This is a genomic window from Tenacibaculum sp. 190524A05c, from assembly GCF_964036595.1.
GTDB classification, from domain to species: Bacteria; Bacteroidota; Bacteroidia; order Flavobacteriales; family Flavobacteriaceae; genus Polaribacter; species Polaribacter platacis.
This window is the reverse complement of the sequence record NZ_OZ038523.1, coordinates 3,385,071-3,409,113: the sequence shown is the minus strand read 5'-3', so window position 1 is coordinate 3,409,113 and position 24,043 is coordinate 3,385,071. Positions and strand designations below refer to the sequence as shown.

General features: G+C 31.2%; 18 protein-coding genes. 11 read left to right on the top strand and 7 right to left on the bottom strand.

Annotated features, from left to right (window positions below; translation table 11 throughout):
• Positions 1-2 precede the first annotated feature (2 nt).
• A complete protein-coding gene (gene topA / locus ABNT61_RS15195; RefSeq protein WP_348743828.1) occupies positions 3-2,486 on the bottom strand; it encodes a type I DNA topoisomerase in 2,484 nt (827 codons plus the stop codon).
• 199 nt (positions 2,487-2,685) lie between these two features.
• Here topA and miaB point away from each other — a divergent pair, with 199 nt between their 5' ends.
• From miaB to ABNT61_RS15145, 10 genes are all read left to right on the top strand, one after another.
• Positions 2,686-4,140 (top strand): tRNA (N6-isopentenyl adenosine(37)-C2)-methylthiotransferase MiaB, encoded by a 1,455-nt coding sequence (gene miaB / locus ABNT61_RS15190; RefSeq protein ID WP_348709962.1) that lies wholly within the window; start codon positions 2,686-2,688, stop codon positions 4,138-4,140.
• A 20-nt stretch (positions 4,141-4,160) separates the two neighbouring features.
• Complete coding sequence (locus ABNT61_RS15185) at positions 4,161-5,390, top strand: sigma-54 dependent transcriptional regulator (protein WP_348743827.1); 1,230 nt, start codon at positions 4,161-4,163, stop codon at positions 5,388-5,390.
• Between the two features lie 34 nt (positions 5,391-5,424).
• Complete coding sequence (locus ABNT61_RS15180; RefSeq protein WP_348709964.1) at positions 5,425-5,931, top strand: LptE family protein; 507 nt, start codon at positions 5,425-5,427, stop codon at positions 5,929-5,931.
• The gene (locus ABNT61_RS15175) at positions 5,925-6,623 is read left to right on the top strand and encodes a hypothetical protein (protein ID WP_348743826.1); all 699 of its coding nucleotides are present in this window, start codon (positions 5,925-5,927) and stop codon (positions 6,621-6,623) included. The genes ABNT61_RS15180 and ABNT61_RS15175 overlap by 7 nt, the downstream gene beginning before the upstream one ends.
• A gap of 7 nt (positions 6,624-6,630) precedes the next feature.
• The gene (secG, locus tag ABNT61_RS15170; protein ID WP_348722799.1) at positions 6,631-6,966 is read left to right on the top strand and encodes a preprotein translocase subunit SecG; all 336 of its coding nucleotides are present in this window, start codon (positions 6,631-6,633) and stop codon (positions 6,964-6,966) included.
• A gap of 176 nt (positions 6,967-7,142) precedes the next feature.
• Positions 7,143-7,418 (top strand): co-chaperone GroES, encoded by a 276-nt coding sequence (gene groES, locus ABNT61_RS15165; RefSeq protein ID WP_348722801.1) that lies wholly within the window; start codon positions 7,143-7,145, stop codon positions 7,416-7,418.
• A 32-nt stretch (positions 7,419-7,450) separates the two neighbouring features.
• Entirely contained in the window at positions 7,451-9,085 is a 1,635-nt protein-coding gene (gene groL / locus ABNT61_RS15160; protein ID WP_348709970.1) for a chaperonin GroEL, read from the top strand.
• Positions 9,086-9,366: 281 nt separating this feature from the next.
• The gene (locus ABNT61_RS15155; RefSeq protein ID WP_348743825.1) at positions 9,367-11,733 is read left to right on the top strand and encodes a hypothetical protein; all 2,367 of its coding nucleotides are present in this window, start codon (positions 9,367-9,369) and stop codon (positions 11,731-11,733) included.
• Positions 11,734-11,760: 27 nt separating this feature from the next.
• Positions 11,761-14,028: a hypothetical protein gene (locus tag ABNT61_RS15150; protein ID WP_348743824.1), complete on the top strand. Its 2,268-nt coding sequence runs from the start codon at positions 11,761-11,763 to the stop codon at positions 14,026-14,028.
• A 59-nt stretch (positions 14,029-14,087) separates the two neighbouring features.
• Positions 14,088-16,421 carry a hypothetical protein gene (locus tag ABNT61_RS15145; RefSeq protein WP_348743823.1) on the top strand — a complete coding sequence of 778 codons (2,334 nt, stop codon included), beginning with the start codon at positions 14,088-14,090 and terminating at the stop codon, positions 16,419-16,421.
• Between the two features lie 41 nt (positions 16,422-16,462).
• Here ABNT61_RS15145 and ABNT61_RS15140 read toward each other — a convergent pair whose 3' ends face one another.
• The 4 genes from ABNT61_RS15140 to ABNT61_RS15125 form a co-directional block, all read right to left on the bottom strand.
• Positions 16,463-16,822, bottom strand: coding sequence for a heavy-metal-associated domain-containing protein (locus ABNT61_RS15140; protein WP_348722808.1), 360 nt, complete (start codon positions 16,820-16,822; stop codon positions 16,463-16,465).
• An 11-nt stretch (positions 16,823-16,833) separates the two neighbouring features.
• Positions 16,834-19,077, bottom strand: a complete 2,244-nt coding sequence (locus ABNT61_RS15135; RefSeq protein WP_348743822.1) for a TonB-dependent receptor — start codon at positions 19,075-19,077, stop codon at positions 16,834-16,836.
• A gap of 68 nt (positions 19,078-19,145) precedes the next feature.
• Positions 19,146-19,562: an HYC_CC_PP family protein gene (locus ABNT61_RS15130; RefSeq protein WP_348709977.1), complete on the bottom strand. Its 417-nt coding sequence runs from the start codon at positions 19,560-19,562 to the stop codon at positions 19,146-19,148.
• 114 nt (positions 19,563-19,676) lie between these two features.
• Complete coding sequence (locus ABNT61_RS15125; RefSeq protein ID WP_348723434.1) at positions 19,677-20,654, bottom strand: polyprenyl synthetase family protein; 978 nt, start codon at positions 20,652-20,654, stop codon at positions 19,677-19,679.
• A gap of 82 nt (positions 20,655-20,736) precedes the next feature.
• On the opposite strand from ABNT61_RS15125, the gene ABNT61_RS15120 reads away from it, so the two are divergent.
• Complete coding sequence (locus ABNT61_RS15120; protein WP_348743821.1) at positions 20,737-21,252, top strand: hypothetical protein; 516 nt, start codon at positions 20,737-20,739, stop codon at positions 21,250-21,252.
• A gap of 2 nt (positions 21,253-21,254) precedes the next feature.
• On the opposite strand, the gene ABNT61_RS15115 is transcribed toward ABNT61_RS15120, so the two are convergent.
• Together ABNT61_RS15115 and rlmN are read right to left on the bottom strand one after the other, a co-directional pair.
• The gene (locus ABNT61_RS15115; RefSeq protein ID WP_348743820.1) at positions 21,255-22,469 is read right to left on the bottom strand and encodes an NAD(P)/FAD-dependent oxidoreductase; all 1,215 of its coding nucleotides are present in this window, start codon (positions 22,467-22,469) and stop codon (positions 21,255-21,257) included.
• Positions 22,470-23,510: a 23S rRNA (adenine(2503)-C(2))-methyltransferase RlmN gene (gene rlmN / locus ABNT61_RS15110; RefSeq protein WP_348722813.1), complete on the bottom strand. Its 1,041-nt coding sequence runs from the start codon at positions 23,508-23,510 to the stop codon at positions 22,470-22,472. It abuts the gene before it with no gap.
• Between the last annotated feature and the right edge of the window lie 533 nt (positions 23,511-24,043).

The window sequence follows — 24,043 nt, the reverse complement described above, 5'->3', positions numbered from 1 at the left end:
ATTTATTTCTTTTTGGTGGTTTTTTTAGCAGTCTTTTTAGCTGTTTTTTTAGATTCAAATAATTTAACTGCTTCTTCTTTAGTGAATTTATCTATTTCGGTAGTTTTTGGTAATTCTACCTTAGATTTTCCTTTGATAACATTAAACCTACCCCATCTCGCTTTTTCGACACGAATACCTACATCTTCCCAGCTATGGATTAGCTTTTCTCTTTCTTTCTTTTTCTTATCTTCAATCAGTTCTTCGAGATCTGCCTGAGTAAGATTATCAAAATCGTATTTCTTATTTACATTGATAAAGATAGAATTCCATTTTATGAATGGTCCAAAACGACCAACACCTTTTTGAATTGGCATTCCTTCATACTCTCCAATAGGAGCATCGGCCTTTCTTTTTGCTTCGATTAATTCGATCGCCCTGTCCATATCAACAGACATTGGATTTTCATTTTTATCTAAAGAAACATACTTCCCATCAAATTTAATGTAAGGACCAAATCTACCATTAGCTACAACTACTTCTTTATCTTCGTAATCACCAAGTGTTTTAGGTAATTTAAATAAGTCCATCGCTTCTTCATAAGTAATAGAACTCATAGTTTGATCCCCTTGAAGGCTAGCAAACTTTGGCTTCTCTTCATCAGTAGCCTCTCCAATTTGAACCATCGCTCCAAATCTTCCTAATCGTACATATACATTTTTACCAGAATCCGGATCAACTCCAAGTAATCGTTGACCGCTTGCTCTTTCTGCATTCTCTGCAACATCTTTAACTGTGAAATGGAAATCTTTATAAAAATCTTTAATTACAGCAGTCCAGTTTTCCTTACCATCCGCAATATTATCAAAGTCAGATTCTACCTTAGCTGTAAATCCGTAATCTAAAATAGAACCAAAGTTTTCAACTAGGAAATCATTTACAATATTACCAATATCCGTTGGCATCATTTTACCTTTATCTGCTCCAACTTTTTCAGTTAGAACATTTTCGGTAACCTTACCATCTTTTAATTGCAATTGAATATAATTTCTCTCCACTCCTTCTGCTGTTCCTTTTTCAACATAACCTCTTCGCTGTACAGTTGAAATTGTTGGCGCATAAGTTGAAGGTCGTCCGATTCCTAATTCTTCTAAATGTTTTACTAAAGCAGCTTCAGAGTATCTTGCTGGCGGACGAGAATATCTCTGAGTAGAAGTTATGTATTGTTTTTCTACAGACTCTCCTACTTCCATTTTAGGTAACATTCCTGCTTGTTCTTCATCTTCATTATCTGTTCCTTCCAAATACACCTTCAAGAATCCTTCGAAAGTAATTACCTCTCCATTTGCAGAAAATACTTTTTCATTTTTATTGTTAGAAATCTTCACATTCGTTCTTTCTAACTTAGCTTCACTCATCTGAGAAGCAATAGTTCTCTTCCAAATTAAGCTATATAATCTATCTTGATCATAATCAACCGAAACTGTGTGTTGGGCCATATTCGTTGGACGAATTGCCTCGTGAGCTTCTTGCGCACCTTTGGCTTTAGTTGAAAAATTTCTAGGATTACTATATTCCTTACCATAAGAACTTTCAATTTCCTCTGCAGCCGAATTGATTGCCTCTGAAGATAAATTGACACTATCCGTTCTCATATAAGTTATAAGACCAGCTTCATATAAACGTTGTGCCATCAACATTGTTTTAGCAACTGGAAACCCTAATTTCCTAGAAGCTTCCTGTTGAAGTGTTGATGTTGTAAATGGTGCTGCTGGTGATTTTTTAGCCGGCTTTTTCTGTAAATCTGAAACAGAAAATTCGGCATTTAAGCATGAATTTAAAAACTCTTCAGCCTCTTCTTTAGACGTAAAGTTTTTTGGAAGTTTTGCTTTAAACTTTTTTCCATCTGCATTTATAAACTCCGCATCTACTCTGTAAGAAGCAACCGCATTAAACTTTTCTATTTCTCTTTCACGCTCTACGATTAAACGCACGGCAACAGATTGCACTCTACCTGCTGACAAACCTGCTTTTACTTTTCTCCATAGAACCGGAGAAAGCTCATAACCAACTATTCTATCTAAAACCCTTCTTGCTTGTTGAGCATCAACTAAGTTGTAATTTATAGTCCTTGGGTTTTCAATAGCTTTTAAAATGGCGTTTTTAGTAATCGAATTAAAAACAATACGTTTCGTATTATCTTTTGTTAGTTTAAGTTGTTCAGCTAAATGCCATGCGATAGCTTCTCCCTCACGATCCTCATCGGAAGCTAACCAAACCATCTCTGCTTTCTTTGCTAAATCCTTCAGTTTCTTTACAACTGACTTCTTATCGGTAGAGACAATATACTTTGGCTTAAAATCTCCTTCTACATTAACTCCTAACTCTTTCGATGGTAAATCTGCGATATGTCCAAAGCTTGATTCAACTTGAAAATCTTTTCCTAAAAACTTCTCAATTGTTTTAGCCTTAGCAGGTGACTCGACAATTACTAAATTTTTTGCCATATTTTTTTATTTGGTTATACACCTATTAAAGTAGTGCCTTTTAAAGTGCAAAAGTATATAGTTTTTTTTTATTAAGAATTGTTTTCAAAGAATTAACGCTAATTTAAATTGTCAATAAATAATTATTTAATGACAATTTGTCACATAATCATAAAATTGGTTGTATCTTTGCCGTCCACTTAGAACGAGTTAATAGACAATGGAACAGATAGAAAAAGTAATCGACGAGAAAAAACAAGGTAAGCCGTTATTAACAAATAATAAAGAGGGTAATAACAAGAAACTTTTTATTGAAAGTTACGGTTGCCAAATGAACATGAACGACAGTGAAATTGTTGCTGCTATATTAGCTGAAGAAGGTTTCAACACTACAGGAAAAATAGAAGAAGCAGACTTAGTTTTAGTGAACACATGTTCTATTCGTGAAAAAGCAGAAACCACTGTTCGTAACAGACTAAAAAAATACAACGCTGTAAAAAAGGTAAATCCAAAAATGAAAGTAGGTGTTTTGGGTTGTATGGCAGAACGTTTAAAGGCTAAGTTTTTAGAGGAAGAAAAAATTGTTGATCTAGTTGTTGGACCAGATGCCTACAGGGATCTACCTAACTTAGTTGAAGAAGTTGAAGCTGGAAGAGATGCTGTAAACGTAATTTTATCTAAGGAAGAAACTTATGCTGATGTTTCACCTGTAAGATTAAATTCTAACGGAGTTTCAGCCTTTGTTTCAATTACTAGAGGCTGTGACAATATGTGTACGTTTTGCGTTGTTCCTTTTACTAGAGGCAGAGAACGTAGTAGAGATCCAAAAAGTATTATTGAAGAAATTCGTTCAATGCACGAACAAAACTTCAAAGAGATTACACTTTTAGGTCAAAATGTGGATTCATATTTATGGTATGGAGGTGGATTGAAAAAAGATTTCAAAAAAGCTTCTGAAATGGCTCAAGCAACTGCTGTTGATTTTGCTCAGCTTTTAGATATGTGTGCTACAGAATTCCCAAAAATGAGATTTCGTTTTTCTACGTCTAATCCACAGGATATGACATTAGATGTTATTCACGTAATGGCCAAACACGAAAATATTTGTAAATACATTCACTTACCAATTCAAAGTGGAAGTAATCAAATGTTAAAAGCGATGAATCGTTTACATACTCGTGAAGAGTATTTAGAATTAGTTGAAAACATTTATAAGATTATTCCTGAAATGAATCTAAGTCAAGATATGATTGCTGGTTTCTGTGGAGAAACAGAAGAAGATCATAAAGACACTTTAGATTTAATGGAAAAAGTAAAATATAGCTTCGGATTTATGTTTGCTTATTCAGAACGTCCAGGAACCTTAGCTGCTAAAAAAATGGAAGATGATATTCCATTAGAAGTTAAAAAAAGACGACTACAAGAAATCATCAACCTTCAGCAAGAACATAGTTTATATAGAGCTAAAGAACATGTTGGAAAGATTCAGGAAGTTTTAATTGAAGGAACTTCTAAGAAGAGTGAAAACGAATGGAAAGGAAGAAATACACAAAACACAGTTGTTGTTTTTCCTAAAGAACACTATAAACTAGGAGATTTTGTAAATGTAAAAATCGAAGATTGTACATCAACAACATTAAAAGGAACTGCTGTAGGATATTCAGATAATAATTAATTTGTTTTGAAAGAAAAAGAATGGAAAACTTACAAGCTGTAAAACAACGATTCGGAATTATCGGGAACGACATTCAACTCAACAGAGCTATTGAAAAAGCTGTTCGAGTTGCGCCTACTGATATTTCCGTTTTAGTAACAGGAGAAAGTGGCGTAGGAAAAGAAAATATACCGAAAATAATTCATCAATTATCCCACAGAAAGCATGCAAAATATATTGCTGTAAACTGTGGTGCAATTCCAGAAGGCACAATTGATAGTGAACTGTTCGGTCATGAAAAAGGAGCATTTACTGGAGCAACACAAACTAGAAAAGGATATTTTGAAGTTGCCGATGGAGGAACAATATTTTTAGACGAAGTAGGAGAATTACCATTAACAACTCAAGTAAGATTGTTACGTGTACTAGAAAATGGTGAATTCATTAAAGTAGGATCTTCGCAAGTTCAAAAAACAAACGTTCGAATTGTTGCTGCAACTAATGTGAAAATGCAAGAAGCAATTAGTAAAGGGAAATTTAGAGAAGACTTATATTACAGGTTAAGTACTATCGAAATTTCTTTACCTCCTTTAAGAGAACGTGGAAATGATATTCATTTATTGTTTAGAAAATTTGCTTCTGATTTCGCTCAAAAAAACCGAATTCCTGTAATTCGATTGGACGAAAATGCAAGTAATGTTTTACTTAATTACCGTTTCCCTGGAAACATCAGACAATTAAAAAATATTGCTGAGCAAATTTCAATTATGGAAGAAAACAGAATTATTTCTCCTGAAATTTTAGCTCAATATTTACCGAATATTTCAAGAAATAATCTTCCTGTTCTCGTTGACAATAACTCTTCGAATTCAAATGACTTTTCAAATGAACGTGATATCATGTATAAAATATTATTTGATATGCGTAACGACATTAATGATCTAAAAAAATTAACGTTAGATTTAATGCAAAACGGCAACGTTCAAGAAGTTCAAGAAGAAAACCAAGGTATTATTCAAAGGATATACAACGATCAAGATACAACTACAAGTAGTGTTGAAGTAGTTCAAATTCCGGAATCTTCTTCTGAAAACAATTATGATTTTATTGAGACAATTGAAGAACATGAAAACTTATCTTTACAAGAAAAAGAGGTGGAAATGATTAGAAAATCTCTTGATAGAAATAAAGGTAAAAGAAAACTTGCAGCCAAGGAATTAGGCATATCAGAAAGGACACTTTATCGAAAAATAAAACAATACGATTTATAATAGATTTTGTAAACTTGTTTATCTAAATTTAAAAATGAAAAAACTTACATATATATTCTTTGCTTCAGTTTTTATGCTAGTTGCTATTGGATGTGGAGCTTACTCATTCACTGGTGGAAATACTGGAAATGCTAAAACAATTCAGGTTAATTTCTTCCCTAATCAAGCTGCATTAGTAGAACCTTCTTTAAGTCAAAGATTTACCCAAGATTTACAAGATTTGTTTACCAGACAAACAAATTTAACGCTAGTGAGAGCTGGTGGTGATTTACGTTTTGAAGGTGAAATAACAGGTTATAGAATTTCTCCCATTAGTGCTACTTCTAATCAAACTGCAGCTCAAAACCGTTTAACTATTTCGGTTAATGTGCGTTTTACAAATGCTTTAGAAGAGAAAGATGATTTTGAAAAACAATTTTCTTTCTATTACGATTATGGAGCATCTCAACAGTTAGCAGGAAGTGTTCTTGAGGCAGCGTACGACGAAATTTTACCAAGAATTACACAAGATATATTTAATGCTTCTGTCGCTAAATGGTAAAAGACAGCTACATATACATCTTAAACAATCCTTCATTCATTGAACAACAGGATGCAAACGAAATTAAGGCTGTAATTGAAAAATATCCTTATTTTCAATCTGCACGAGCACTTTTTTTAAAAGCGTTAAAAGAGCAAGAAAGTTTTAAGTACAATAATGAGTTAAAACTCACTGCTGCATATACCACAGATCGATCTATTTTATTCGATTTTATAACATCAGAACTATTCAAGAAAAAGAAAGAAGATATTATTGAGGAAAAATCAATTTCCGATGACGATTCTGAGAATAGTATTGAAACTATAAAAGAAGAATTAGCTATAGGTAAACCAATACCATTTACTAAAAATGAAACACATTCATTTAATCAATGGTTACAATTATCAAGTGGAACAATTCAAAAACTTGAACCTCAAAAAGAAAAATCTTTACAGGATAATATTATAGATAATTTCATAGCAAATAACCCTAAAATCTCTAGGATTAACAAGCATTCCACATCGAATGCAAAACCTATTGATACTGTTCAAGAACCTTTACCAATGACTGAAACATTGGCTAAAATTTATCTAGAGCAAAAGAAATATGATAATGCTGTAAAAGCCTATGAAATATTAAGTTTGAAATATCCAGAAAAAAGTACTTTCTTTGCAGACCAAATTAAGAAGATACGAATTTTACAAAAATCATAATAAAGACATGTATTTACCAATTTTAATTTTAATCATCATTGTTGCGATTGCATTAATTTTAATCGTTATGGTTCAAAACCCAAAAGGTGGAGGATTATCATCTTCTTTCGGAGGTGGCGGTGGTATGAACATCGGTGGTGTACAAAACACTAACAACTTTTTAGACAGAACAACTTGGACGTTAGCTATTGCAATGTTCGCTTTAATCTTATTATCTAACTTCGCTATCGAAAGAGGTAATTCGAATAACGCTCCAGATTTAAATAATACTTTAGATGGTGTTGAAACAACTGCACCAGCTACAACTACTACTCCTGATAACACAAAAGATTCAGTACAATAGTAGATAGAAAAATAAAAATAAGAAATGCCAACGATGACACGTTGGCATTTTTTTTTATCTCATTTTTTCGAAATAACTTTGCGCAGTAAAAATGGCAGTTTTATAGCCTTGGCATAATTTCTGACCTTTAGAAAACTGAAAAATTAAAAACAGATTAATCAAAATTTTTAAATAAAATGGGATTAAATATCAAACCTTTAGCAGATAGAGTTCTAGTAGAACCAGCTGCAGCTGAAACTACTACCGCTTCAGGAATTATTATACCTGATAACGCAAAAGAGAAGCCTCAAAAAGGAACTATCGTTGCCGTAGGAACTGGTAAAAAAGATGAGCCTTTAACGGTAAAAGTTGGAGATACAGTTTTATATGGTAAGTATTCTGGTACAGAACTTAAATTCGAAGGAAAAGATTATCTAATGATGAGAGAGTCAGACATCATGGCTATCATTTAATTTCAAACAAACTATTCTAAAAAGAATCAAAAATGGCAAAAGATATAAAATTTGATATAGAAGCTCGCGACGGACTAAAACGTGGTGTAGACGCATTAGCAAACGCAGTAAAAGTAACATTAGGTCCTAAAGGTCGTAACGTAATTATTTCTAAATCATTCGGAGCTCCTCATGTAACTAAAGATGGAGTTTCTGTAGCAAAGGAAGTTGAGTTAGAAGATGCTCTAGAAAACATGGGAGCACAAATGGTAAAAGAAGTTGCTTCTAAAACAAATGATTTAGCTGGAGACGGAACTACAACTGCTACAGTATTAGCTCAAGCAATTGTAAAAGAAGGGTTAAAGAATGTTGCTGCTGGAGCAAATCCTATGGATTTAAAAAGAGGAATTGATAAAGCTGTTACTGCTTTAACAGAAGACTTAGCAAAGCAATCTAAAGAAGTTGGAGATTCTTCAGAGAAAATTCAACAAGTAGCTTCAATTTCAGCAAATAACGATTCTGTTATTGGTGATCTAATTGCTACTGCTTTCGGTAAGGTTGGTAAAGAAGGAGTTATCACTGTAGAAGAGGCAAAGGGAACTGACACTTACGTAGACGTTGTTGAAGGAATGCAGTTTGATAGAGGATATTTATCTCCTTACTTTGTGACAAATGCAGATAAAATGATTGCTGAGTTAGAAAATCCATATATCTTATTATTTGATAAGAAGATTTCTAATTTACAAGAGATTTTACCAATCTTAGAGCCAGTTGCACAATCTGGTCGTCCATTATTAATTATCGCTGAAGATGTAGATGGACAAGCATTAGCTACTTTAGTGGTAAATAAGTTAAGAGGTGGATTAAAAATTGCTGCTGTTAAAGCTCCAGGATTTGGAGATAGAAGAAAAGCAATGTTAGAAGACATCGCAATATTAACTGGTGGAACTGTAATTTCTGAAGAAAGAGGATTCTCTTTAGAAAATGCTACTTTAGATTTATTAGGAACTGCTGAAACAGTTACTATTGATAAAGACAATACTACAGTGGTAAACGGAGCTGGAGATGAAACTCAAATTAAAGCTCGTGTAAACCAAATTAAAGCACAGATTGAAACTACTACTTCTGATTACGATCGTGAGAAGTTACAGGAGCGTTTAGCTAAATTAGCTGGAGGAGTTGCTGTATTATATGTAGGAGCTGCATCTGAAGTTGAAATGAAAGAAAAGAAGGACCGTGTTGATGATGCTTTACATGCTACTCGTGCAGCTGTAGAAGAAGGTATTGTTGCTGGTGGTGGAGTTGCTTTAGTTAGAGCTAAAAAAGTATTAGAAACGTTAACTACTGAAAACTTGGACGAAACTACTGGAATTCAAATTGTAAATCGTGCAATTGAATCTCCATTACGCACCATCGTAGAAAATGCTGGTGGTGAAGGTTCAGTAGTAATTAACAAAGTATTAGAAGGAGAAAGTAACTTCGGATACGATGCTAAAACTGAACAGTATGTTGATATGTTAGAAGCTGGAATTATTGATCCTAAGAAAGTAACTCGTGTTGCATTAGAAAATGCTGCATCTGTTGCTGGAATGATTTTAACAACTGAATGTGCTTTAGTTGATATTAAAGAAGATTCACCAGCTGGTGGAATGCCTCCAATGGGTGGTGGAATGCCAGGAATGATGTAATTTTTAATTACAAATAATATTTAAGATAAACCTTGGGAATTCCCAAGGTTTATTTTTTTTGTTTAATAAGCATCTAATCTTTGCATATAACCAACAAAATTTATCTGCTTACAAAAAGTGAGTAATAACTCTCTTTATAACTTAAAAACAATCTTTAAAGATTGTTTTTTATTTTTTTGCGTTTCTCATTCACTCATTGAAACGTATCATTCACTCATTCAAAATAATTCTAGCATAATTATTTGGTATCTTTAAGAGGATTAACCGATTAAAAATTTAATATGAAAAAACTTTACCTTTTAGTGATAGTCCTATTCGTTCTATTCAACTCATTTTCTCAAGAAAAACTAACCAATGAAAAATATACCAAATACTTTGAAAACACCAGAGAAGTTCCTTTTTTGCACTTAAATAAAACAAGTTTTCTTCAAGGTGAAGAAATTTGGTTTAAGGCCTATATCCAAGAACAAAACTCTCAAAAACCGCATCCTACAACTACAAACCTCTACGTATCGATTTTTAACGAGGATACTACTTTAAAATCTCAACAACTTGTAATGGTAAATGAAGGAACTGGTTATGGAAGTATTCTTTTAGATTCAACATTTACTGGAAAAAACTACTATTTAAAAGCTTCTACTAGATGGATGAAAAACTTTAATGAAGACAATGCGTACTATCAAAAAATTAGAATTGCTTCTTCCAAATCAAAAGATCAAAAGAAAATTATTTCTGAAAAGAAGTATTTCGAATTCAAACTCTTTCCCGAAGGAGGACATTTTGTTGCCAACACTTTAAATAATATCGGAATACTTATAAAAGACTATAAAAATGAAGGCGTTAAAATTAAAAAAGGAATTATAAAAGACAAAAACGGTAATACGGTGCGATATTTCAACACAAACAATTTTGGGATGAACAGTGTTCGGTTATTCTTGAAGGAAAAAGAAAGTTATTCGTTTCATGCGATATTATCCAATGACGTTGAAATAAAAACTTCAATTACAAACATTGAAACTAAAGGAATCTCCTTAATCATAAATAACAAAAAGGACAAAGAAGTAACAGTAAACGTCATTACGAATAAAAGTACTTTAGGTTCAATTGCAGGAAAAAAATATAGAATTCTTGTTCATAATACGCGAAGTTATCGAAACTTTCCATTTACTTTTAACGAAGATAATTACAACCATGCTCTTATTCTAAAACAAGACGAATTAACTCCGGGAATAAATATCATTACCATTTTTAACGATGAAAATACTCCCATAGCTGAACGCTTAATTTTTGTGAAATCCGAGAAACTGTTTCAAAACGTAAGTGTTAGCAATACTAAAATCATGAAAAATGATTCAGTTGCTGTAAAATTCACAAACCCAGATAAAGAAAGAGTGTTTTTAAGCGCTTCTTTTCTACCTAGTAATACAATAGCATATAAACCAAAAGATAATATCATTTCTTCATTTCTTTTAAAGCCTTATATAAAAGGACACATTCAAAGTCCTGAATTATTATTCGGTAAAGCATATAAAGGCCAAAAAAGAGATCTTGATTTATTACTTCTGATTCAAGGTTGGAGTAAATATAATTGGACTACTGTTTTTAACTCTCCTCCTAAAGTATTTCATGAATTTGAAAACGGTATCGATATTACAGCTAGAATTAATAAAAAACTAAGCTCAAAACAGTCGATTGTCATGTCCTCATCTGATAATAATCTTGTTAGAATTATTCCGCCTACAGAAATACCATGGGTTTTAAAAAACTCATTCGTAAAGAAGAACTCAACTTTCAAATTCGCTTTAAATATTAAAGACAACTATTACAAAATAGCACCTGCAATATCTTATAAGGGAGGAAAATTATCTGACTTTTTTGATACTTCAAAAGTAAATTCAACAAACAATTTTGAACTTGGCGTAAGTAATTTCCAACCCTTTAAAAGTGATTTTGAAAGTTTAGACGAAGTAGAGGTAATTGCAAACAAACGTAGGAGAAAAACTGAAAACCATGATAAGGTATATGGAGCAGCAACAATGTTATCTAGTGCAAAAATGAAAAATAGAATTATTGCTTCAGGTGACACTTTTATCGATTTTTTAAAAGAAAAGGGATATTGGAACCATTATACTAAACAACCTGCTCTCAGAAGTCTTGGCGATCAGGGAACTAAAATTATTAAACAAGAAGAGAACAATGGAAATCGATATGGTCGTCCTCTACTTCGAATATATTTAGATGGCGAAGACATTTCACAACAACTCTGGATAATGGAGCAGATATATTTAAATACAGTTAAAGAAATTTTCTTTGGAAGAATTCCTGGAACTTTAGGAGAAGAAATATACATATTTAGCCTTTCTCCTTCAGAATACATCAATAGCAAAGCCGAATTTACTCATGTGAAAATACCAGTTGGATTTGCCACAGAGAAAGAATATTACAACCCTCTTTATCCTTCGTTTGTAAATGAAACTTATCAAAAATTTGGTTGTATGTATTGGAAACCCAATATAGAACTTGATGCATATTTAAATGAAACAGTTCAGATTCCTGGAAATCTTCAAGAAAAAGTGAATGTTTACATAGAAGGGATTACAGAATCGGGAAAACTTATTTCTAAAAAAGTAACATTATCATTAAACTAAGAATATATGTAACTCAAAAAACAGCTTATGAAAGAAAAATTATTGATCATATTAGTTTTAAGTAGTTCTTTTATTTTTTCACAGAGCAAAATAGACAGTAACTATGTAAACTATTTCAAAAACACAAGAGAAGTCCCCTTTCTACATTTGAATAAAACCAGTTTCTTGTTAGGTGAAGAAATTTGGTTTAATGCTTATGTTCAAGAACAAAACTCTCTAAAACTACATACAACCACATCAAATCTGTATGTTTCAATTTTTAATAATAACGGTACGTTAAAAGATCAGCAATTAATCCATATTAAAAACGGACTTGGACATGGTAGTATATTACTGGATTCAACTTACACGGAACAACATTATCACATCAAAGCATCGACAAGATGGATGAAAAACTTTAATGAAGACAATGCTTTTTATCAAAAAATAAAGATCATATCTAAAAACAATAAGAAATATTCAGTTGTACAAAATGAAAAAAATGCTTTTGAATTCAAACTATTTCCTGAAGGCGGACATCTAATTGCAAATGCCATTAACTCTATTGGAATTCTAATAAAAGACAAGAATAACAAAGGGCTTAAAATAGAGAAAGGAATTATTAGAGATCAACAAGACAACATTATAAGACAATTCACTACAAATGAATTAGGCATGAACAGCGTTCGGCTTTTTGTAAAAGAAAATGAAATCTATCGTTTTTCAATCCTTCTATCCAACGGGAAAGAATTGAACGCTTACACACCTAAACCAGATTCGAAAGGAATCACATTAAATATTGTAAATAAAAATTCAGATAAAGTAGCACTTCATGTTATAAGCAATAAAAACACTGTTCACGAATTGCATGGGAAACGCTATCGTATTATGATTCATAACACAAGGAAATTTAGGAACTTTTACTTTTCTTTTGATCAAACAAAACAAAATTATTTCTTACCAATTCCAAAAGAAGAGCTTTTTCCTGGGATTAATATTGTGACCGTTTTTAATGAAGAAGACCAACCTATTACAGAAAGATTAACTTATTTACATTCTGAGGAATTGTTTCATGAACTCAAACCTATAGTAAAAAAGGTTTCTCCAGATTCACTAAAGATAACATTTACTAATCCTACCAAAGATATAATCTACTCAAGTGCTTCTTTTCTTCCTTCAACAACAAAAGCATACAATCCTCAAAATAATATTATGAGCTCTTTTATTCTAAAGCCTTACATAAAAGGTAAAATAGAAGATGTACACTCATTGTTTGATCATAAAAAGGATTCCAAACTAAGAAGACTAGATCTCTTACTTCTAACTCAAGGTTGGAGTAAATACAAATGGAACAATATTTTTAACAACCCATCGAAAACAATTTTTCCTTTCGAAAATGGAATCGATTTAACAGCTAAATTCAATTCTTCAATTTCAAGTAAACAATCGATACTTTTATTTTCAAAAGAAAATAATTTAGTACATACTATTGAATACAACGAAAATCCTTGGACTTTTAAAAATAGCTTTATAAAGAAAAAATCAACTATTGAATTTGGAGTGAACAAAAACGATAGAATCACTAGAATTGCTCCTGCTCTATCATTTTCAGGAGGTACTTTATTGGACAGGTTAAATAAAGAACAAGTATCAAACGAAGTTTTTATAAATGAATTTGAAACCTCAAATTTCAAACCTTTGAAAGGTGAATATGAAACTTTAAATGAAGTTGAAGTCAAAGGAATAAAAGATAAAAACGTTAAAGAAGATCCAGAAATTGGTGTATACAAAAAAATAGACATGGAAAATACCATAACTCACACTGGAATGGATTTGATTGAATTCATAATCTCAAAAACACCACCGTTTAAACCAATATCAAGAGTAGAATTGAATGGTAGAGATGTAACTCGCGAGCCTTGGTTCTTAAAGGGAGTATATTTAGATCAAGTTAAAAGTGTTTATTATGGAACCGATATGCGAGTAGTTCTAGGTCAACCTGCTTATGCTTTTTTTATTTTCACTTATTCCAATATAGAGATGGTCCGTAAAAACTCTTCTACTAGTAAAATTAAAATACCGGTTGGTTTTGCGACTGAAAAAGAATATTATTCACCTAAATATCCTTCATTATCAAATGATACATTTAAACAATATGGAGCAATATTTTGGAAACCTAATATTGAATTAGGTTCAGAAACAATTTCTAATATAACCATACCAATTTCAAGTCAAAAAAATATTACAACTTACATAGAAGGTATTACTTCTTCCGGGAAATTAATATCACAGAAAATAGAATTTACAACTAGATAAACAGTCTCTTTTGGCATTATTTTTGATTTTTTATAGATATTAACTCAAATAAATATGCTATGAAAAAAATACAATTATCTATTGTACTTACTATGCTATGCTCTTTTGTTTTTGCTCAAAATAAAATCGATAGTATTTATTCAACCTATTTCGAAAAAACTAGAGAAGTTCCATTCTTACATTTGAATAAAACATCTTTTTTATTAGGTGAAGAAATTTGGTTTAAAGCTTATATACTCGAACAAAACTCTCAGAAATTACACCCAACAACATCCAATTTATATGTTTCCATTTTTCATGATGATGGTACTTTAAAGGATCAACAACTAATTCACATAAACAAAGGGGTTGGAAATGGGAACATTTTCTTAGATTCTACTTTTACTGATAAGACATATTACTTAAAAGCTTCAACAAGATGGATGAAAAATTTCAACGAGGATAATTCCTATTACGAAAAAATCAATATTGTAAACAACAAGCTAGTCAATACTAAATCTAATACTGAAAAAGATTTTTTTGAATTTAAATTATTTCCAGAAAGTGGGCATATTTTAGCGAACTCAATTAACAAAATTGGTATATTAATAAAAGATGCAAACAACAAAGGTATTAGAATAAAAAAAGGAGTTATTAAGGATGAAGAAGGCAAAACTATTCGTCAATTTAACACTAATGAAATGGGAATGAATAGCGTACAACTCTATTTTAAAGAAAACCAAATCTACACCTTTTATGCTCACTTGGACAATGGAATTAAAATAAAAGCTACAACACAATTACCTTCATCACAAGGATTAATATTAAAAACAATTAATAAATCAGATAAACTCGTTATTAATATTACCACAAATTCAAATACTTTAAAAAACATTGATAAGAAAGAGTATCGAGTTCTAATTCATAATACCAGGAGCTACAGAGATTATTATTTCAAATTGAATAAAAAAAATAAAAACTATGTTCTTTTAATAGAAAACAAAACATTGGAACCTGGAATAAACATAGTTACTCTATTTAACCATCAAAATAAACCTATTTCTGAGAGGCTAACCTATATCCATTCTGACAATTTATTTCATAAATTAAATATAGATTCTCAAAAAACTAGCAGTGATTCTTTAGAAATAAATCTTAGTAACGATTTAAACGAAAAAATCTTTGCTAGTGCATCATTTTTACCTCAAAAAACAAAAGCTTATAAGCCGGAAAACAATATAATTTCAACTTTTTTACTTAAACCGTATGTAAAAGGGCATATTGAAAAACCAGAGAGCTATTTTTCTAATTTTAACAAAAACCAACTAAGAAATCTTGACTTATTATTACTCACTCAAGGCTGGAGTAAGTATAATTGGAATACTATTTTTAACAAACCTAGGAGTCTAATGTATAAGTTTGAGAATGGCATAGATATAACGGCAAAAATAAATCAAAAGTTATCTAAAAAAGAAACCATTTTATTTTATTCAAAAGAAAATGGTATAGTTAGAGTTATAAAACCTAATGAAAATCCTTGGACTCTAAGAAAAACGTTAATCAAAAAAAACTCCGTAATTGACTTTGGACTGTATAGCAAGGAGAAACTAGTAAAAATAGCTCCTTCCTTATCCTTTTCAAATGCTAAAATGAATGAAAAATTTGACTTTACATATGCCTTAAAAAAAATAGAGCTAGAAGTATCAAACTTTAAGCCATTAAAAAGCAATTACGAAGAATTAGACGAAGTTATTATAAATGCTAATAAGAAAGACGAAAAAGAAGACTTTAAAGTTTACGGATCAGCTACAATGTTCAGAAAAGCTGACATTCAAAACCAAGTATTTCCGGCTAGTGAAACTGTTATTGATTATTTAACTTATAAAAACTTTAATTTTAGATATGATGAGTTTGGCTCACTTTCTATTTCTCCAGGAGGTGTTTATAGATATTCTGGAAGTTCAAGAGGTTCTTTCAACAGACCACTTGTAAGGTTATTTTTAGACGGAAATGATATTTCATATAATGCTTGGCTAATTGAAGGAATGTATTTAGATACAGTAAAAGAAATATTCTTTGGACGAGACCCATCACAAATGGGTTCTCAAATTCATATTTTCACATTACCTCCAAATGAATACTTTTCCAAATCCGCACGATATGTTCATGTAAATGTTCCCGTTGGTTTCGCCACCGAAAAGGAATATTACTCGCCTAAGTATCCCTCTTTTGTAAACGAAACGTATAAAAAGTTTGGTGCCATTTACTGGAACCCAAATACTCATATTCCTAGTATTTCTAATAAGAAAATTAAAATAGCCATCCAAGCCGAGGACAAAGTTAACCTATACCTTGAAGGTATTACTTCTTCTGGGAAGTTAATATCACAGAAAGTTATTTTAAAAACTGATTAAACAAAAACTCCCAACAAATAATGTTGGGAGTTTTTTTATTCTTAGTGATGGTTTTTCACCACTTCTTCATCTCTATATTTACAACACGGATCTAACTTTCCATAAGCTTCTTCAGTCGCTTTTATTTCTTTAGTATCGTGTCCTGCTTTTGCTAAACTTTCGCAAACCATTTTTTTACTGGTTTTACGTTCGTCTATAATCACCATTAATTGATGGTTATTAAGATTCCAATTTGCAAATTTTACTCCTTTAGTGTTTAACGCAGCTTTTTCGATACGCTTTTTACACATCATGCAAACTCCATCAACTTCTAAAGTTAACTTTGCATTTTTTTTCTTCTTTTGTGCTTGTCCAGTAAACGCTACGAATACTAAACAGATAATTGCTATAATTTTTTTCATAATATGAGTTGTTAATCTATTTTAAATCTAAAACCTGCATAGTACGCACTTCCAAAAATTGGCGCATATACAATTGTACTATCAAAATTCACTCCAAACGGATCATCGCTTCCTAATATAGGATTACTTTGTCTTACGTTTGTTATATTCTCTCCTCCTACATATACTTCAAACTTGTTTGAAAACACTTTTGTTATTTGAGCGTTTAACAAATTATATCCTGCAGAATATTCCGGTAATTGAAACTCAACAGGATTTGTTGAAGTATTTGGTAATCGTTGTTTACCAATAAAATTATAGGTTGTATCAAATTTCCATAAACCTCCATTATCATTTTTAGCTGTTTCATATGAAGCATTCATAAATAAACGATGTTGTGGTTGAATTGGTTTTGATAAGTTCCCTGAAAGGTAATCCGTTGAAACATCGAAGAACTTATAAGCTGTTCTAATATTTAATCTATCGATTGGAGAATAATTTGTTTCAACTTGAAAACTGTTTGCAATACTGCTTCCATCTAAATTATAGAAAGATATTTGTTGTGGATTTTCCCAATCTACAACAACTTGGTTTTCAAAATTTGTTTGATAAAAATCGAAAGTTATATCACCTTTTCGATCAAATAATCTGAAACCTTGTAAAAAAGACACTCCATAATTCCATGCTTTTTCAGGATCTAAACCATAGATATTTCCTCCGCTATTGATAATATTAATCTGTCTTGACGAAGCAAATAATTGTTGATTTTCAGCAAAGACACTTGCACTTCTTTTTCCACTTCCTACTGAAGCTCTAAGCACTCCTTTTTCCCAAGGAACATATCTTAAATGCAATCTAGGAGTAACGAACGTTCCTAGTAAATTATGCGTATCTAATCTTAACCCAGCAGTTAAACTAAAGTTTTCAGAATTATCGTAGGCATATTCAAAGAAAACTCCTAAAGAATTTTCATCTCTTGCAAATGTGGTAGTTTCCACTAATTCTTCATAATCATCATAAGTGAAACTAATTCCTGTTTTGAATTTGTTTCTTGTATCTCCGATTATTGAATTGAAAATATAATTCGCATAAACACTTTCATGTTTAATATTATAATCTCTTAAACCAAAGTAAGAATCCTGATCGTGGTTACTATATGCTAACTGAAACCCCATACTTTGAAAAGGTAATTCCGGGAAAACATAACCTAGCTTTCCAGAAAAATCAAAACGTTTCGTTTTAATTTCGCTTCCCCAAACAGTATTAGAACCTTTATTAATATCAGGATCAAAACCAAGCTCTCCTGTTTGCTTTCGATCATTTAAATATCTAAAGTTTAAAAAACTAACCCAACCTGTTTCCTGATTTGCATACTGCCAGCGATTCATAACATTAATTTGCTCTGCAAGTGGAGTATCTAAAAAATTATCATTGTTATTATCAAACTTTTGACTTCTTAAATTTCCATGAACATATAATCCCGTTTGCCATTTTTCATCAATCTTTTGATTAAAATGTGTATTTAGTTCTAAACGACCATTTAAATTACCATAACCATTTACAAAGAACTTATTATCTGTTGATGGCTTTACTAGTTCCGCATTAATTTGACCGGTAATACTTTCGAAACCGTTGACTACACTTCCGGCTCCTTTTCCTATTTGAATACTTTCTACCCAAGTTCCTGGAGTAAAAGTTAATCCATATACTTGCGAAGCACCACGAACCATTGGGATATTCTCTTGAGCTATTAATAAATAAGGACTATTTAAACCCAACATTTGGATTTGTCGAGTTCCCGTTAGTGCATCAGAGAAGTTTACATCGATAGACGGATTAGTTTCAAAACTTTCTGCCAAATTACAGCAAGCTGCTTTTAATAACTCTTCACTATTTACGGTAAATACATTTTGAGTTTGTAAGAAAGATCTTGAAGTAGCTTGTTTTTTTGCCGCTATTGAAATTTCATCTAAAGTATTTTCTTCCGTAATAAAATGATGCAATGGTTTTAAACTAGTTACTTCAACAGTATCTGTTTTATACCCTACAAAACTTATTACCAATTTTTTATATTCTTTTTTATAAGGGATTTCGAACCACCCGTTTTCATTTGTAGTTGTACCTACTTTGGTATTCAACCAATATACGTTAGCTCCAAATACACCAAGATTATCTTCTGGATTACTCTTATCCATAATCATTCCCTTGAATGTTTGTTGAGCTATCAATTGAGCGTTCCATATAAAGAGCGCACAAAAGATTATTCTAAATTTCATGTATGTTATATGATTTATGTTTTACATCTTTTATTTTGACGTTAATCGTCTTTAAAGGATATAAAAAATCATATGATAAAAACTTCGTGAAGTATATTTAAATCGTAAGTGAGTTTGGGTGGGGAATATTGAAGAAATTCTTTCTCCTTTTTATCTTCTTCTGAAAACAAATACAGTAAAGAAGAAACATAGGCTACTACAAACTTCTGCTTTTCAAGATCAAATTTTTCAATTGAATTTCTAAGATCATCTTGGCCTTCAATATTCTCTACTTCGTCTTTGCAGCAGTTCTTCTTTTTAATAACCTGTGGACTATCACAGTCATCTTCCCCTAATTCATCTGCACAATTCTTTGCATCTCCAAAGTAGGAAACTCCAACTAAAAAATCACCACAATAGTGTTTTGCTACTGTAAAAGAAAACGTAGAAAACAACACTAAAAGTGCTAAAACGAATGATGATATTTTTGTTAAAACAGATTTCATTTAGATTACAAAGATAAAAAAAGAAAATCTAAGCATCTTAATTTTTTAAGATTTTGGCAATAATTTTAAGATTATTGGTATTAATTATTCGATAGATTGCAATTTCTGAAAAATTTAAATTTTTCTTTCCACCACATACTCGATCATTTGTAGTAATGATTTTTTATACTCTGACTCAGGATAATTATCTAATATAGCAAGAGCTCTATTCTTATACTTATGCATTTTTTCAATGGTATACTCTAAACCTCCACTCTCTTTCACAAATGCAATTACTTCTTTAACTCTTTTCTTGTTTTTGTTATGGTTTTTAACTGAGTTTATTAACCATTTTTTCTTGTCTGAAGAACAATTATTCAAAGTATAAATTAAAGGCAAAGTCATTTTTTGCTCTTTAATGTCTATTCCTGTAGGTTTACCAATTTTATCTTCAGTGTAGTCAAACAAGTCATCTTTTATTTGAAAAGCAATTCCAATGTACTCTCCAAATTTTCTCATTTGCTGCACGGTATCATTACTTGCTCCAACTGAGGCAGCTCCAATACCACAACAAGCGGCAATTAAAGTTGCTGTTTTCTGACGAATAATTTCAAAATATACATCTTCGGTGATATCTAATTTACGAGCTTTTTCAATTTGCAATAGCTCTCCTTCACTCATTTCTCTTACTGCAATCGAAATTAACTTCAACAGATCGAAATCTTCATTATCAATAGACAATAGTAGTCCTTTTGATAATAAAAAATCTCCCACCAAAACGGCAATCTTATTCTTCCAAAGTGCATTAATAGAAAAGAATCCTCTTCTTCTATTACTATCGTCTACAACATCATCGTGAACTAAAGTTGCCGTATGAATTAATTCCACCACAGAAGCACCTCTATATGTTCTTTCATCGAATCCTCCATTGGAAACCATTTTAGCCACCAAAAAAACAAACATAGGTCGCATTTGTTTTCCTTTTCTTCGAACGATGTAATATGTAATTCTGTTTAATAGCGGAACTTTGGAAAGCATTGAATCTTTGAATTTAGATTCAAAAAGCTCCATTTCTTTAGCTATGGGAAGTTTTATTTCTTCAACAGGTTTCATTAAAGCTCTCCTTTCTCCGTGAGAGTTCAAAAGTACTGAAATTAATTAAAATAGTTATATTCGTTAACAATCTTTAAATAGTATGAAAAGTATAGTATTCGCATTTTGCTTTTTTCTTTTAAGTACAGTTACCGCTCAAAGTGTAACTAAGACTTTCCCAGATGATTTCTTAGGAATTTATAAAGGAGAACTAAACATTACCACCGAAAGAGGAAGTCAAAAAATACCGATGGAACTTCATCTATTAAAAACTGATTCTATTCATAAATTTGATTATAAATTAGTGTACAATAACAGTCCTAGAAACTATACTTTGATTGTAAAAGATAAAGAAAAAGGCCTTTTTGAAATTGACGAAAATAACGGCATAATTTTACCAACAGCTTTTAACTTGAATGTATTGTACAGCTTCTTTGAAGTTCAAGGTAACTTTTTAAGTACTAGAATCAACTTTTCGAATGGAAACGAATTGGAGTTTGAAATTTTATTTTCTCGATTACAGAACAAAACAAAAACAGGTGGTATTTCTAAAGAGATTCCAGAAGTGTTTGGATATCCAATAACTGTTTTTCAAAAAGCCAAACTCGTTAAAAATTAGAGTTACGCTACTTTCTTCTGAAATTTACCCTTGATTTTACTCCAAACAAAAGAGAATAATCTTTTGTTCATATTTGTGAATTTAAATTCGAAAAGAATATTAACTAGTTGATCTATATCCACTAATCCTTTATACTTTCTTACTTTTTCATCTATCTGAGAATCTGAGTATTTATGATATACCGTTTCCGTTAGGAAGAAACATAATTTCCAAGTAAACACATATTTTCTTCTCCAGTTTTTACGATACTTCTTAAAGGTGTTTTTATTGTTTTTTACAAAATTAAAAACATGAGGTGTAACATCATCTGCACTTCTAAGCGCATATCGTATTCCTTCACCTCCTAGTGGATTTATAGCTGATATAGAATCTCCTATTGCCACTACCTTATCATTAAAAAAGTCTTCAGACATGTCTTTTGTAGTTCTGATAGAACCTCCGTGAATATCAATAACTTCATAGGAACTTGCCTTCATATAATCGGCAATAATTCTTTCTGTAATTTGTTTTAGTGTTTCAGATGCTTTGTTAGCCTCTTTTATTAGCATTTTAGCAGTTCCAACTTTCAGTACATTATCATCCATTGGAAAAATCCATGAATATCCTTTAAAGCACCATTTATCGCCTAAGAAAAAGAATAAATCGTCCTTGAATGTATTATAAACCTCATCATCAACTTTAATCATGTATTCAACACCCGCACTCAAGTCCATTTTAGGTTGATTATCTCTAGAATCATAAATAACTTTCCTAGCAGAACCTGTGGCATCAACTAAAAGTTTTGCTTTTATAGCATGTGGATTATTTCCTTTTTTATCTTTAAAATGAGCAATTACTCCATCTTCTTTAATCTCTTTTAAAGTAAAGGAATAGCCCATTAAAACATCTCCACCATTAGCTACGCAATCATCCGCTAAAAATTGACGGAATTTTGCAAAATCTAAAACAACGCCTTTATTGTTTTCTCCTTTCCAAGTTGCGAGTTCATTTGAAGTTTGTAGTGTGAAATTTTTCCAATATCTGCCAATTACCTCTTCTGGAAGATTAAATTCTTTGAATCCTTCCAAAGACATTCCAGCACTAGAAAAATTATTATCATAGAAACTTTCATGTCTTTCTACTAACAAAACATCAACACCCAATTTTGCTAAATTTCTAGCACATTGCCCACCACCTGGTCCAGCTCCCACAACAATAACTTCGTACTCTTGTTTCATTTATGATTTATTAGCTAATTGTCCACAAGCTGCATCAATATCTTTTCCTCTTGAACGACGAACGTTAACAACGATATCATTCATTTCTAAATTAGAGATGTAATTATTTAAAGCTCTTTCCGAAGCCTGCTGGAATTCTCCGTCATCAATTGGATTATATTCGATTAAATTTACTTTTGCCGGAACGTATTTACAGAATCTTACTAAAGCATCAATATCTTCTTTTCGATCATTTATTCCTTGCCAAACTACATACTCATATGTAATTTTTCTTTTTGTTTTCTCATACCAATACTCTAAAGCCTCTTTAAGATCGGTTAAAGGAAAGTTTTTATTGAAAGGCATAATCGAAGTTCTTACATCATCAAGAGCGGAATGTAACGAAACAGCAAGATTAAACTTAACCTCATCATCCGCCATTTTTTTGATCATTTTTGGCACACCTGAAGTTGATAACGTAATTCGTTTAGCAGACATTCCTAATCCTTCAGGAGAAGTTATTTTATCAATTGCTTTGATAACGTTATTATAATTCATCAAAGGTTCTCCCATTCCCATAAAAACAATATTAGTTAGTTTATGGTTATGATATAATCTGCTTTGTTTATCTATTGCAACAACTTGATCATAGATTTCATCTGCATTCAAATTTCTCATTCTTTTTAAACGAGCTGTTGCGCAAAACTTACAATCTAAACTACAACCAACTTGACTAGAAACACAGGCTGTAGTTCTTTTCTCCGTAGGAATTAAAACCGACTCTACAATTAAGCCATCGTGCAATTTAATTGCATTTTTAATTGTCCCATCATTACTACGTTGCATCGCATCAACCTCAATATGATTGATTACAAAATTAGCATCTAACATTTCTCTTGTTGACTTAGAAATGTTTGTCATATCATCAAAAGAATGTGCTGCTTTATGCCACAACCATTCATAAACTTGATTTCCTCTAAATGCCTTATCTCCATTATCTACAAAAAAATCACGGAGTTGTTCTTTTGTAAGTGCACGTATGTCTTTCTTCTGCGGTTTCATTGGTGCAAAAATACGGTATTGATTTAAAAGCGAACAACTTTAGAAAAGTAATGTCTTAAAACTTCATATTTTTACATAATTCTAAAAAGATATCCTAATAAATTATTGTGAAAAACGAAACAAAACCTTTTAAAAATAGCGCAATCTTAATTGCTACACTTTATTGTTTATATGTTTTATTTACCATAGGTCTGTTATATGCAACCGGTCATAAAGTAGATTTTTTCAGTTCTAGCAATATTGAAATTTTAAGTACAACAATACTATTTTTATCGACAGCTATACTCTTAATTATTTACTCAGTAATTCATGTTAAAATAATTCGTTTTGTACTAATACTTCTATTATTCGCATGTTCTTTAGTAATAACCTACAACCTATATATCATAATTTCAATTGAACCTGATTTTTTTGGAGTACTCCTACCTACATCTTTTTGTTTGTTCCTGTTAATTAAAACAATAAGTATGATTATTGTTTTGTTCAAAAAAACTAAAAATTAGAATAATTCAAAATAGATGGAAAAACTTATC

What these genes read in the sequence shown, in the direction of transcription:
- topA (WP_348743828.1), bottom strand. Translation starts at nt 2,486, where the DNA reads ATGGCAAAAAATTTAGTAATTGTCGAGTCACCTGCTAAGGCTAAAACA.
- miaB (WP_348709962.1), top strand. Translation starts at nt 2,686, where the DNA reads ATGGAACAGATAGAAAAAGTAATCGACGAGAAAAAACAAGGTAAGCCG.
- ABNT61_RS15185 (WP_348743827.1), top strand. Translation starts at nt 4,161, where the DNA reads ATGGAAAACTTACAAGCTGTAAAACAACGATTCGGAATTATCGGGAAC.
- ABNT61_RS15180 (WP_348709964.1), top strand. Translation starts at nt 5,425, where the DNA reads ATGAAAAAACTTACATATATATTCTTTGCTTCAGTTTTTATGCTAGTT.
- ABNT61_RS15175 (WP_348743826.1), top strand. Translation starts at nt 5,925, where the DNA reads ATGGTAAAAGACAGCTACATATACATCTTAAACAATCCTTCATTCATT.
- secG (WP_348722799.1), top strand. Translation starts at nt 6,631, where the DNA reads ATGTATTTACCAATTTTAATTTTAATCATCATTGTTGCGATTGCATTA.
- groES (WP_348722801.1), top strand. Translation starts at nt 7,143, where the DNA reads ATGGGATTAAATATCAAACCTTTAGCAGATAGAGTTCTAGTAGAACCA.
- groL (WP_348709970.1), top strand. Translation starts at nt 7,451, where the DNA reads ATGGCAAAAGATATAAAATTTGATATAGAAGCTCGCGACGGACTAAAA.
- ABNT61_RS15155 (WP_348743825.1), top strand. Translation starts at nt 9,367, where the DNA reads ATGAAAAAACTTTACCTTTTAGTGATAGTCCTATTCGTTCTATTCAAC.
- ABNT61_RS15150 (WP_348743824.1), top strand. Translation starts at nt 11,761, where the DNA reads ATGAAAGAAAAATTATTGATCATATTAGTTTTAAGTAGTTCTTTTATT.
- ABNT61_RS15145 (WP_348743823.1), top strand. Translation starts at nt 14,088, where the DNA reads ATGAAAAAAATACAATTATCTATTGTACTTACTATGCTATGCTCTTTT.
- ABNT61_RS15140 (WP_348722808.1), bottom strand. Translation starts at nt 16,822, where the DNA reads ATGAAAAAAATTATAGCAATTATCTGTTTAGTATTCGTAGCGTTTACT.
- ABNT61_RS15135 (WP_348743822.1), bottom strand. Translation starts at nt 19,077, where the DNA reads ATGAAATTTAGAATAATCTTTTGTGCGCTCTTTATATGGAACGCTCAA.
- ABNT61_RS15130 (WP_348709977.1), bottom strand. Translation starts at nt 19,562, where the DNA reads ATGAAATCTGTTTTAACAAAAATATCATCATTCGTTTTAGCACTTTTA.
- ABNT61_RS15125 (WP_348723434.1), bottom strand. Translation starts at nt 20,654, where the DNA reads ATGAAACCTGTTGAAGAAATAAAACTTCCCATAGCTAAAGAAATGGAG.
- ABNT61_RS15120 (WP_348743821.1), top strand. Translation starts at nt 20,737, where the DNA reads ATGAAAAGTATAGTATTCGCATTTTGCTTTTTTCTTTTAAGTACAGTT.
- ABNT61_RS15115 (WP_348743820.1), bottom strand. Translation starts at nt 22,469, where the DNA reads ATGAAACAAGAGTACGAAGTTATTGTTGTGGGAGCTGGACCAGGTGGT.
- rlmN (WP_348722813.1), bottom strand. Translation starts at nt 23,510, where the DNA reads ATGAAACCGCAGAAGAAAGACATACGTGCACTTACAAAAGAACAACTC.